10 protein-coding genes are annotated in these 11,942 nt (G+C 28.7%); 7 read left to right on the top strand and 3 right to left on the bottom strand.

The window, feature by feature from the left end:
* The first annotated feature begins 379 nt into the window (after nucleotides 1–379).
* The 7 genes from gcvH (at nucleotide 380) to U9R42_04960 (ending at nucleotide 9,576) form a co-directional block, all read left to right on the top strand.
* On the top strand, nucleotides 380–766 hold the full coding sequence (gene gcvH / locus U9R42_04990) for a glycine cleavage system protein GcvH (protein MEA3495373.1): 387 nt from the start codon (nucleotides 380–382) through the stop codon (nucleotides 764–766).
* 9 nt (nucleotides 767–775) lie between these two features.
* A complete protein-coding gene (locus U9R42_04985; protein ID MEA3495372.1) occupies nucleotides 776–1,171 on the top strand; it encodes a VanZ family protein in 396 nt (131 codons plus the stop codon).
* Nucleotides 1,168–1,839: an energy transducer TonB gene (locus U9R42_04980; GenBank protein ID MEA3495371.1), complete on the top strand. Its 672-nt coding sequence runs from the start codon at nucleotides 1,168–1,170 to the stop codon at nucleotides 1,837–1,839. Before U9R42_04985 ends, U9R42_04980 begins: the two co-directional genes overlap by 4 nt.
* 96 nt (nucleotides 1,840–1,935) lie before the next feature.
* Complete coding sequence (locus tag U9R42_04975; protein ID MEA3495370.1) at nucleotides 1,936–3,207, top strand: peptidoglycan DD-metalloendopeptidase family protein; 1,272 nt, start codon at nucleotides 1,936–1,938, stop codon at nucleotides 3,205–3,207.
* A 196-nt stretch (nucleotides 3,208–3,403) separates the two neighbouring features.
* Complete coding sequence (locus U9R42_04970) at nucleotides 3,404–3,691, top strand: HU family DNA-binding protein (GenBank protein MEA3495369.1); 288 nt, start codon at nucleotides 3,404–3,406, stop codon at nucleotides 3,689–3,691.
* Nucleotides 3,692–4,050: 359 nt separating this feature from the next.
* On the top strand, nucleotides 4,051–5,598 hold the full coding sequence (locus U9R42_04965; protein MEA3495368.1) for an Rne/Rng family ribonuclease: 1,548 nt from the start codon (nucleotides 4,051–4,053) through the stop codon (nucleotides 5,596–5,598).
* Between the two features lie 618 nt (nucleotides 5,599–6,216).
* A complete protein-coding gene (locus U9R42_04960) occupies nucleotides 6,217–9,576 on the top strand; it encodes a CHAT domain-containing tetratricopeptide repeat protein (GenBank protein ID MEA3495367.1) in 3,360 nt (1,119 codons plus the stop codon).
* 51 nt (nucleotides 9,577–9,627) lie between these two features.
* On the opposite strand, the gene U9R42_04955 is transcribed toward U9R42_04960, so the two are convergent.
* From U9R42_04955 to U9R42_04945, 3 genes are all read right to left on the bottom strand, one after another.
* Nucleotides 9,628–10,065, bottom strand: coding sequence for a hypothetical protein (locus U9R42_04955; protein MEA3495366.1), 438 nt, complete (start codon nucleotides 10,063–10,065; stop codon nucleotides 9,628–9,630).
* A gap of 414 nt (nucleotides 10,066–10,479) precedes the next feature.
* On the bottom strand, nucleotides 10,480–11,301 hold the full coding sequence (locus U9R42_04950) for a glycerophosphodiester phosphodiesterase family protein (protein ID MEA3495365.1): 822 nt from the start codon (nucleotides 11,299–11,301) through the stop codon (nucleotides 10,480–10,482).
* Nucleotides 11,302–11,311: 10 nt separating this feature from the next.
* On the bottom strand, nucleotides 11,312–11,830 hold the full coding sequence (locus U9R42_04945; GenBank protein MEA3495364.1) for a hypothetical protein: 519 nt from the start codon (nucleotides 11,828–11,830) through the stop codon (nucleotides 11,312–11,314).
* Between the last annotated feature and the right edge of the window lie 112 nt (nucleotides 11,831–11,942).

The following is an 11,942-nucleotide window of genomic DNA, read 5'->3' as shown; positions in this document are numbered from 1 at the left end:
GAATTTTGAAGTAAAAAGATGACTCTGAGCAATTTTTGTGATCAGCAAATTTCATTATTCATAATTTCTTGTTCAATATTCGATATTTTCGCGACAATATATATACTGAGCGGTCATAAACTGCCTTTTGCATTATTGTGTAAACGGATAATAATCAGCCCGTTATACATAGTGCCAAAGTTCAAATTATGACCAGTCGAAGTATAGTTTAGGCTAACAGGTATTCTAAATTTTGGAATAAGTTATAGTTTATTAAAAAAGTGAAAATCGGTAATAAACACAAGTCTTAAAAGAATTTTAATTTTTTAAATAAAAAATTGATGTAAGAATAATAAATATTTTAATTTCGAGCTTTTTAAAATTGCTTAATAATTTAAATATGAATGTACCTGACGATTTAAAATACACAGCGGACCACGAATGGATAAGGATAAGTGATACCGGCAAAAAGATAAAATCTGGAATAACCGATTACGCCCAAAGTGAGCTTGGAGATATAGTTTTCTTGGAGATAGAAACAGAAGATGAAACATTAGGAAAGGAAGATGCTTATGGCACAATTGAAGCTGTAAAAACCGTTTCCGACTTATTAATGCCTGTTAGTGGTAAAGTTGCAACAGTTAATCCTGAGTTAGAAGATAATCCGGAAATTGTTAATGCAGACCCTTATGGTGAAGGTTGGTTAATTGAAATAGAAATGACAAACCCTCAAGAAGCAGACGATTTGTTAACACCTGAACAATATAGGGAATTAATATCTGAATAGAAAATTGAATTGAGAAAAACTTATCTTGTTGTTTCTGTAGTTTGGGCTATTTTTATTGGGATTACTTCTTTAATACCTGCTTCGGGATTTCCATCTTTACGGTTAAGCTTAGCTTTACCAACAGATAAAATTGTACATTTTGTTTTTTATTTTGTACTTACTTTTTTATTGCTACAGGTATTTAAGCCGAATCTAAAGCAAAACAGCAACAAATTGGCGTTAAAATTGCTTTTAACACTAATTATCGTATTTTTTTATGGATCTTTAATAGAATTGATACAATTGCTTACTTTTGTGCACAGAAAAAGTGACGTATTAGATGTTATAACAAACATAGCTGGAGAATTAAGTGGATTTGTATTTTTCATTATCTTGAATTTTAATCTTTTAAAACAGAAATTATGAAACCTAAAAAAACACCAAAAGCCGATATTGACAAAGATGTTGGATTGTATTTTAAAATTGGTCTTTCAATTGCAATTGCATTTGTAATACTCGCATTTCAATGGACAGTTTATGATAAAGATGATACAAAGTTGGATAGTAATCTTATTATTGATGAAGATGAGGAAATTATTGATGTAACAAAGCAAGAAAAAAAGATCAAAATACCACCTCCACCTCCAGAATTAAAAATTGTAGAAGATAACATAGAGATAGAAGAAGATGAACCGGAAATAGAAACTCAGGATGACATTAAAGAAGTAGCCATTGAATTGCCTGATGTTTTACCTGAAGAAGAAGAAGTTAGTGAAGAAAAAATATTTATGGTTGTTGAAAATATGCCTGAATATCCCGGAGGTGATAGGGCAAGAGATATATTTTTAAGAGACAATATAAAATATCCTGAAATGGAAAGAGACAATGGTATTCAAGGTCTTGTTGTTGTTTCATTTATAGTTGAAAAAAACGGGAAACTAACAAACATAAAAATATTGGGAGGACAAACTCCAAACCTCAATAACGAAGCGAAAAGAGTAGTTAGATTAATGCCGAATTGGAAACCCGGAAAACAAAGAGGAAAATCTGTAAGAGTTACTATTAATCTTCCTATTAGATTTACACTTCGTTAGTAATAACTCCAGAAAAAATAAAAATAAAAAACCTATATTTAATTCAAATATAGGTTTTTTTTTATAACTTTAAATAATCTAAGAAATTAATAAAAAATGACATTTGCAAAAAAACACTATATTTATATTGGAATAGGAACATTAGTATTGGCAATTATTCTATTCGCTATATTTTTATTTTTTAAAAAAAATAAAGATATCATAACGGCAGAAATTGTAAAAGTAAAAGAAACACAAATAGAAAAAAATGATTCTTTTGAATTCGGAATATCTTCCGACACATTTAATTTAACTAAAGCTACTATTAAAAATAATGCAACCTTATCCGATATTTTGAAGCCATACAATGTGTCAATAAAAATAATAAATTCTGTAGCTGACAGTGCAACAAATATATTTAATGTAAAAAAAATTAGAACAGCAAAAGAATACACTGTATTCTCTTCAATGGATTCTCCTTTTGTAGCAAAATATTTTGTTTATGAAATAAATTCTGTTGATTATGTAGTTTTTAAATTGTTTGATACAGTTAGTGTTACAAAATATAGCAAAGCTGTAGATACTGTTGAAAATTCTTTAGCTGGAGAAATAAACACTTCATTGTGGGTTGACATGCACAATAAAGGTGCAAGTCCCGATTTAATTAACAAACTATCAGATGTTTATGCATGGGAAATAAACTTTTTTAGGATTGATAAGGGAGATAGATTTGCCGTTATTTATGAAAATATCCTTGTCGAAAATAAAAGTGTAGGAATTGGAAAAATAATAGGAGCATGTTTTTATCATCAGCAAAAGGATTATTATGCATTTTTGTTTAAGCAAGATGGAAGATACGATTATTTTGATGAAAAAGGTTTTTGCCTAAGCAAAATGCTAGTGAAAGCTCCGCTAAAATATTCAAGGGTAAGTTCTCGGTTTTCAAATAACAGATTTCATCCGGTTCTGAAACGATACCGACCACATCACGGAGTTGATTATGCCGCTAGCTATGGAACACCTGTACATGCAGCAGGTAACGGAGTAATTTTAAAAGCCAATTATTCAGGAGGAGCTGGAAATTATGTAAAAATTCAACATAATAGTGTTTATACTACAGGGTACATGCACTTATCAAAATACGGAAAAGGAATTAAAAAAGGTGCTGAAGTGCAACAAGGAGATATTATTGGATATGTTGGTAGCACAGGATTATCCACAGGTCCTCATCTTGATTACAGAGTTTGGAAAAATGGGAAAAACATCAATCCCTTAACACTTGATTTACCACCGGTAAAAGCCGTTGATAAAAAAAATATTAAGGAGTTTAATATGATTAAAGAGGGTTTATTGAAAAAAATTAATAAAATTAGAGAATTTACAAATTAGTTTAACACAAATATTAATCTCTAAAAATGTGTTGTTCTAACGTTTTTGTGAATGAATTTTAAAAAAACTAATAAAATATTTTACAATTTTTATATAAATTTTTCATTTTGAGCGAAAAACATTTTACCATTTAAAAAAAAGGTTATAGTTTTGCATTTTAAAAATTTATTGTTAATCAATTAAAAAACTAATAGTTGTGATAAAAACTGACGTAGTAACAGAAGTTTCCAAAAAAACAGGTTTGGAAAGAAAAGAAGTAAAAAATGTATTAGAAGCATTTTTTGGAATTATTAAAGATTCATTAACATCTGGTGAAAATGTATATTTTAGAGGATTTGGTAGTTTTATTTTGAAAAAAAGAGCTAGAAAAATCGGAAGAAATATTACAAAAAACACTTCAATTGTTGTACCTGAGCACTATATTCCATATTTCAAGCCATCAAAAGAATTTTCAATCAAAATTAAGGAAAACGTAAAACCATAAAGGTTTTAGGTTTAATATTAATATTTATTCTGTAAAAACACAAGACTAATTACTGCTAAATAATGTTTTGTGTTTTTATAGGAAAGTATTTACAAAGAAGCAATAGCCAAAGGAAGATATTTCCTTGGTAAATAATATTGCTGGTTTTTTATAATTAAATTTAGATAGGTAATATGCCAAGTGGAAAAAAACGTAAGAGACATAAGATCTCAACACATAAGAGAAAAAAAAGACTTAGGAAGAACAGACATAAAAAGAAATAAGACTCTTTGGTTCTTTGTATATAGGGAGGTTCTATAATTTGTTTAGGAAAATCCCTAACAAAAATATTGCTATTATTAAGGTATAGGAGGTTATAGGTGAAGCGAAATTTAATTATTCAATCTTCAACTCAAGGATTGGATATTGCATTAATAGAAGATGATAAGTTAGTTGAGTTTCATCAGGATGTTGCTAATAAAGAATATCAAGTAGGGGATATATATATAGGAAAGGTAAAAAAAGTTTTACCAGGACTTAATGCAGCATTTATTGATATTGGATATGAAAAAAATGCATTTCTTCATTATCACGATTTAGGACCTCAGTTTAAAAATATAAATAGTTTTACCCAGAAAGTTCTTATAAACTCAGAGGTTGATAAAAGAATAGAGAAGTATAAAGGCTATAAAGAAATTCCTAAAAATGGAACTATTGACAAGGTTCTTAATGTAGGACAAAATCTCGCTGTACAAATAATTAAAGAACCTATATCAACAAAAGGTCACAGAATAAGTGCCGAATTAACTCTGGCGGGAAGATATATTGTCCTTATGCCCTTTTCTGATGCTGTTTCTATATCAAAAAAAATCAGAAATAAAAAAGAAAGAAAAAGGCTAACAAATATTTTTACTGACCTTAAACCTGATAATTTTGGAGTTATAATTAGAACTGCTGCCGAAGAAAGACAAGTTCATCTTTTAGAAAGAGATTTTCGCTCATTACTTAAAAGATGGGAAAATATCACCAAAAATTTATCCCTTAATAAAACCAAATTATTCAGCGAGTTTAACAAAGCTACGACTATAATAAGAGACATTCTTAATGATTCTTTTAATTCAATAATTATTGATGATAAAGATACTTATGAAGAAATTAAAACTTATGTTGAAAAGATACTTCCTAATCATGATTTAATAATAAAATTTTACAATGATAAAGAAGCTGTTTTTAAGAAATATAATATTGAAAAACAGTTAAAATCCCTTTTTGGAAAAATCATTAATTTTGGAAGAGGAGCTTACCTCGTTGTTGAAAAAACTGAAGCTATGTATGTTGTTGACATTAATAGTGGAAGTAAAAATACCCATGAGTCTAACAGAGAGGACAATGTTTTAAAAGTCAATCTTGAAGCTGCCGATGAAATTGCCCGAATACTAAGACTCAGAGATATAGGCGGATTAATCGTTGTTGATTTCATCGATATGAAAAAGCCTGAAAATCGTAGAACTCTTTTTGAAAAGATGAAAACAGCGATGAGAAGTGATCGCACCCAACATCTTTGCCTCCCATTAAGTAAGTTTGGATTAATGGAAATTACAAGGCAAAGGGTAAAACCTGCCATTGAATTAGCAAACTCCGAAACTTGCCCTGTTTGTAAAGGCTCAGGAGAAATAAAACCTACAATACTTGTAATTGACGACATTGAACATAGCTTGAATTTTATTAAAAGCGAACTGAAAGTTAGAGAAATTGTTATAAAAGTACATCCTTTTGTTTATACCTACCTCAAAAGAAAACTAATCTCAACAAGATTAAATTGGATGTTAAAATATAAAATGAGAATAAGAATAAAATCATCTGAAGTATTGCAATTAATTGATTATGAAATTTGTGATAAAAAAGGGAAAGACCTTGAGGAATTTTAAAATAAAGTAGAAACCACCAATCAGTACAACTGGCAGATTTACAAAGAAATTCACAAAACATCTCATTGCATTAATAAATAAAACATTTTATAATGGTTTCTTTTAATTTTTATTATTTGGAAAATAATTTTTGAAATACTTTACTTCGTTAGAATCCCTATATTTGCTCAAGAGAAAATCAACAAACCCTATTTAGTGCCTCTAAGAAAACTATCAAATTTTATGATTTCTAAGATTTTTGACCTGCCTTTGCCGTCAGGCAGGTGAGATTTTTATTTTTTGAGACGAGGCGATGCCTTAGCATCAGTGAGTTGAGAAAGATAAAAATATCGCAAAAAGATAGGAATCTAATTTTGCAGAGTTTTCTTAGAGACACTATTTAGTTAGATTTCAGTTTAACAACGAGGTTTTTACAAAAAAGATTGTTGAGTATTAATCTTGATAAGAAAAGAGTGTAAAAATTAGGTTTTCAGAAATTCAAAAGTATGTTCAAACACAAGTTTTAAAATTATCGGAAGGCAGACAGCAACCTACTTCTCGTATTGAAAATATTGAAATGGATTTTAGAGTGTGGTAAAAATTATATTTATCTTTGAATAATTTTACAACAAATAAATTATGAGAATAAAAATAATTTTTACACTTTTCGCATTTTTTCTATCAAAGCTAATTTTTGCTCAAGCAGTAGTAAAAACTGATACAATTTATTACGATATTAAATGGAAAGTTACAAAGAATGTAACAAATGCCGGATTTTACAGAGTTCTTAAAACCGACAAAAACGGAACTCCTGTTGGGATAACAAAAGATTACTACATAACAGGAGAAGTACAACGAGAGTGTAAAATACTAACTCATAATCCCGAAACAAAAGATGGTTATTGCACTTGGTATTATAAAGATGGAAGTATTTATAGCATAGACTATTTTGTAAAGAATAGAGATTTTGCCAAAATTATTAAACAGAACAAATTGTATAATATTGAAATTAAAACTAAATCCGATGAACTAATAAAATATTATAACACAAATGCTGGAGTTAATCTCGAAAACAGCTCAAAAACTGCATACGTTTTTTCATCAGTAAGTGCTTATTTTATGCATTTTAGAAAATATGATAAAGCAATATTTTTCTATCAAATCTCAGCTAATTTATTTAAGGAACATAAGAATCTTATTGCTTACGCTAAAGTTTTGAATTCTATCGGAATAGCTTATTATAGCAAATCGGACATAAAAAATGCTGAGAAATATTATTTAGCTTGTAAAAATATTCGTGCAAAAACTCTTGGTAAACAACATCCCGATTATGCTTCTTCATTAAATAATCTTGCACTTTTGTATAAAACCGAAGGCGATTACAAAAAATCCGTACCATTTTACGTTGAAGCTATCAGTATTTACAAAATTAATAATAACAAAAAAGACAATTCATACATTACGATTGTAAATAATTTAGCAAATATATATTTATCAATGGGTAAATATCAGCAAGCTGAACTTTTATATATTGAGGCAATAGAAACTCGTAAAGAAATACTTGGCGACAAACATATTGATTATGGAGTATCTTTAAATAGCCTTGGTACTTTATACGTTAAAATGGGGAAAAACAAAGAAGCCGAAGTTTTATTTGTGGATGTAACAAAAATATTTAAAGAAAAACTTGGCGAACAACATCCCGATTATGCAACTGCCTTAAATAATCTTGCTTTCTTATACGAATCAATAGGAAATTATGAAAAAGCTGAACCCTTGTACGTATCCGCTTTAAATATTCGTAAAAAAGCACTTGGGAATAAACATTCAAGCTATGCAGAATCTTTGAATAATCTTGCAACTTTATACTATAACTCAGGGAATTATGAAAAAGCAAAACCGTTATTCATTGAAGCTCTTAAGCTTTTTAAAACAACTATTGGGACAAAACATCCCACTTATGCAACATCATTAAACAACCTTGCCGCTTTATGTGATGACTTGGGTGATTTCAAAAGTGCTGAAAAATTTTATATTGATGCATTAAATAATCGTAAAGCAACTCTTGGTACAAAACATCCTGCTTATGCATCAGCATTGAGCAACCTTGCTGTTACCTACTTTAAAATGGGAAAGTCTGAAACGAATAAAAAGAAAGCATCAGATTATTTTGAAAAAGCAAAGAGCTTGTATCTTGAAGCAATAAAAATTAATAAAGAAGTTCTTGGTGATAAACATCCTAATTATGCAATACCGACAATGAACCTTGCTGATTTATATTTGGCAATGGGTAATTTGTCTTACAGCCCGAAAATAAAATCAGAGTATTCCCAAAAAGCAATGACTTTATATATTGAAAATATCAAAATTACAAATTTTAACATAAATCAAAACTTCTCATTTTTATCAGAAAAAGAAAAGGAACTATATTACAAAACCGAGTCATACAAATTTAATAGCTTCTATTCTTTATCATTAAAACAAAAGTATGAAAATCCTGCAATGCTAAATTATGTTTACGATATTGCTTTAAAAAATAAAGGTTTACTTTTAAAATCAAGTACTGCAATGCGTAATGCAATATTAAGTTCTGAAAATACTGATTTAATCACAACTTATGATAATTGGATTTCTATAAAAAAGGAGATATCTAAATTGTATTCCACAGCAATTGACAAGCGAACTCAAAATCCTAAAATGTTAGAAGAACAAGCAAATGAATTAGAAAAAGAACTTGTAAAAGCTTCACAAATTTTTAGTGATTTTGAAAAGATACAAAATATTAAATGGCAAAATGTTCAGCAAAAATTGAATCCAAATGAAGTAGCTATTGAGTTTATTCATTTTAAATATTATGACAAAGAATGGACAGACAAAACTTATTATTGTGCTCTAATAATAAAAGCAAATAGCAAACATCCTGAAATGATAAAGTTGTTTGAAGAAAAAGAATTAGAAACAATAATCGGTAAGTTCGGAGGAAATAATTTTAGCTATATAAATCGGATTTATGGAAAAAATAGTAAGAACAACAATGAACTCTACAAGCTTATCTGGAAACCAATGGAAGGTTCACTGTCAGGTATAAAAACCATTTATATTTCTCCTAGCGGATTGTTGCATAAAGTTTCATTTGCTGCCATTGGAGATAAAAATAATTCATATTTATGCGATAAATATACAATCAATCTACAAAGCACAACTGCTAAAGTAACAATGCCTGAAAACTTTTTGTTTAACAAAAAAATGACAGCAACAATTTTTGGAGGAATAGATTACAACACCGATAGCACTACACAAAAAATATGGAGCTATTTAGAAGCAACAAAAAGCGAAAGTAAGAAAATAGAACAAATATTAAAAACAGAAATAACTAAGGTAAATTATTATTCAAGCAGAAGTGCAACTGAAGAAAAATTTAAAACATTGGCATCCAATAGTAACTTAGTTCATATTGCTACACATGGTTTCTTTTTTCCCGACCCTAATGAAAAAGAAAATGAAGAAAAAGAAAAAATAGTTGAAAAAGGTGCTATTACTTTTCGGGGAGGCAGTAGGGGTTTTGGAGTAGAAAGTTTTGTAAAAAATGAAAATCCTTTGATGCGTTCAGGGCTAGTATTTGCAGGGGGCAACGATGTGTGGAGCAGACAAGAAAAAGGTGAAGGCGAAGATGGTGTACTTTCGGCACAGGAAGTTGCTCATATTGACTTGCGAAAAACGAATCTTGTGGTTATGTCAGCCTGCGAAACAGGATTAGGAGATATAAAAGGTAGCGAGGGAGTTTACGGTTTGCAACGTGCTTTTAAAATGGCAGGAGTAAATTTTTTAATAATGAGCCTATGGCAAGTTCCCGACAAAGAAACAGAAGAATTTATGACAACATTTTATTCCAAATTTTTATCACTAAAAAATATAAAACAAGCATTTACTCAAACTCAAAAAGAAATGCGTCAAAAATATGATCCTTATTTTTGGGCAGCTTTTGTATTGGTAGAGTAAATATTTTGCCAACAAATTAATTTAAACGATTAGTTCCTTTTTAAAAGCAATTTAGAAAAAAGATGGTAATCCAAAAAAGATTAAAATAACAACAACATACATAATTACAAATGAAAACAATTCCTGTGGGAAAAATTTGTCTTCTTTTTTTTCAAAAATATTCAAGATTAGAATAATAGTAAATATAAAGAAAACGATTATCGAAATTCCTAACAGAATATGTGCTCCTTGCAAATGCAATATTTTAAACAAAAAGGAAGGCAAACATATTGCAAGTGAAATAGAAGCTGCGTAAGTATTTATCTTTTCTAACGCACTTCCTTTGAAATTATCTTTACAGAACATTGCCATTATAAAATAAGTGGTTCCAACAACAGCTCCAATAAGAATTAAAACCGCTGCACCCGGCCAATGCATTAACTTGAAAAATGTTCCTGTAAAAAAGAAAATAAAACCAACAAGTCCGATAAGTTTACTAAATTTTTTCATAATTATTATTTTTAATTAGTGTGAAAAATGAGAACAAAACATTGTTATGATTTTTTTAATGCACAAATATAAGTGTTTTTTTTACTTCTCAGCAACTTTGCAAAATAATAAAGCCACAGATGTAAATGGCAAAAGTAAAATCACCAATTTTTCGCAATTGCAAAACTACAGAAGGAAGCATTCTCTGTAAAATATTCATTAAATCAACTAAAATCAATCTGTGGCATATCTTTAAGTCTCAATATCTTATACCTGATAAGTAGTAACGTTTTTTTTGAAAGTTGTTTTTTATTCTGTTTTTTTTTGCTTGCTTTTTGGTGAGTATTAGCAATAAGCTCTATTTTTCAATTCTATTTTATACTAAACAAAACTTCTACATAGTGCCTCTTAGAAAACTCTCCAAAATAAAAAATTTTACTTCATCATTTTAATCAAATGTTTTAGTTTGTCAGACTGAATGAAATCCACATTTTTTTCTATTGCTTCAATATTTTTGTTTTTTGTGTTAGTACCAAAAACGTTTATCATAATTCCATTTGAATGAGCTTTTACTACTTGCTCTTTTGAAACATCATCAACAGAAATGGTTATTCCCGTAAGCTGGAGGTCTTTTGCTGTATTTAATCCATCTTCAAAATTGGAATATATAAATATTTTTAAATCAGGTCTTTTTGCTTTTAATGATTTAATTATTTCTTTTCTTTTAAATTCAAAACAAACATTATTTTCCAGTTCATATTTATCAATAAGCCTGATAAGTGCATTAATAAATGTATTTCTGTAAAGCAATGAGGTATCGGGATTATAGTTTTTGCATTCAAGAAAAAAAGTGTAATTCTTTAGGTTTTCAATGTTTGAAAAAATATTGTCTAAAGTAACTACCTCATAATTTGTATATGGTGGGTCTTTATATTTTGCATTATTGATTTCATCCCAATTTTTATTAAAAATCTGTCCTGAAAAATATGTTGATTGCTCAAGAAATTTATCATGAAATGCAAGCAAAACACTATCCTTTGTCATTTGCACATCTATTTCGCTTCCATCTGCACCAATGATAATGCAGTTAAAAATCGATTCAAAGCTATTCATCGGATATAAATCACTATACCCCATTCCACCATGACCAAGAACAGTAACTCTGTTGTTGTTCAAGTTACTAATGTTAAAAGATTCCTTTTCGCAAGAAGAAATAATAATAATAAATACTGTAAATAATGTTAGATTTTTTTTCATCAAAATAAATTTAAAACGCATAACCTATTGAAATTCCACCCCAGTGCCTAAAATATTTGTTGAATTCAATTATTGGTGAATAATTAATACGAAAAATAAAACCTCCTTTGTTTTTCTGATATCGATATCCTAATGTAAAATTTGAATGGAATTGTGTTAATCTTTCGCTTTCACTATCCGAATAATTTGCTCTTACAATATTTGAAACTGTTTGTCCTAATCCAAATTCAATTTTATGATTTTTCCCATAAAGCCCGCTAAATAATATTGGAACAATAATGTCAGGATTAAAATTGCTTTTATAATCAAAAATATTATATGTGCCCATTCCTGTTTTAAGTCCTAATGCGAATTTGTTTTTATTAAAAATTATTCTTTCGTAACTTAACGAGAAATAACCTCCTGTACCTAAAATTTCAAAATGTATTGAATTTTGAGAAATCGTATCATTTTTAATTTGTGATTTTGTTTCACAACTAAGAAATAATAAAAATATGATAAAACAAGATGTTATTTTTAATTTTTTCAAACAGATAATTTTTCAACAAAAGTAATTCAAATTTTTGTTAACATAAAATTTGAGGTTCAAACAAAGAGTTCACTCTAAAAATCAAGACTCCCTTTAGGGAATGTGGCAATTC

It is taken from the genome of Bacteroidota bacterium (assembly GCA_034723125.1).
GTDB lineage: Bacteria > Bacteroidota > Bacteroidia > CAILMK01 > JAAYUY01 > JAYEOP01.
The sequence above is the reverse complement of the archived record's forward strand: the minus strand, read 5'-3'. Positions and strand labels throughout refer to the sequence as shown.

Bases quoted from the DNA above. Each gene is read 5' to 3' on its own strand.
- gcvH (MEA3495373.1), top strand. From the start codon at position 380: ATGAATGTACCTGACGATTTAAAATACACAGCGGACCACGAATGGATA.
- U9R42_04980 (MEA3495371.1), top strand. From the start codon at position 1,168: ATGAAACCTAAAAAAACACCAAAAGCCGATATTGACAAAGATGTTGGA.
- U9R42_04975 (MEA3495370.1), top strand. From the start codon at position 1,936: ATGACATTTGCAAAAAAACACTATATTTATATTGGAATAGGAACATTA.
- U9R42_04960 (MEA3495367.1), top strand. From the start codon at position 6,217: ATGAGAATAAAAATAATTTTTACACTTTTCGCATTTTTTCTATCAAAG.
- U9R42_04955 (MEA3495366.1), bottom strand. From the start codon at position 10,065: ATGAAAAAATTTAGTAAACTTATCGGACTTGTTGGTTTTATTTTCTTT.
- U9R42_04950 (MEA3495365.1), bottom strand. From the start codon at position 11,301: ATGAAAAAAAATCTAACATTATTTACAGTATTTATTATTATTATTTCT.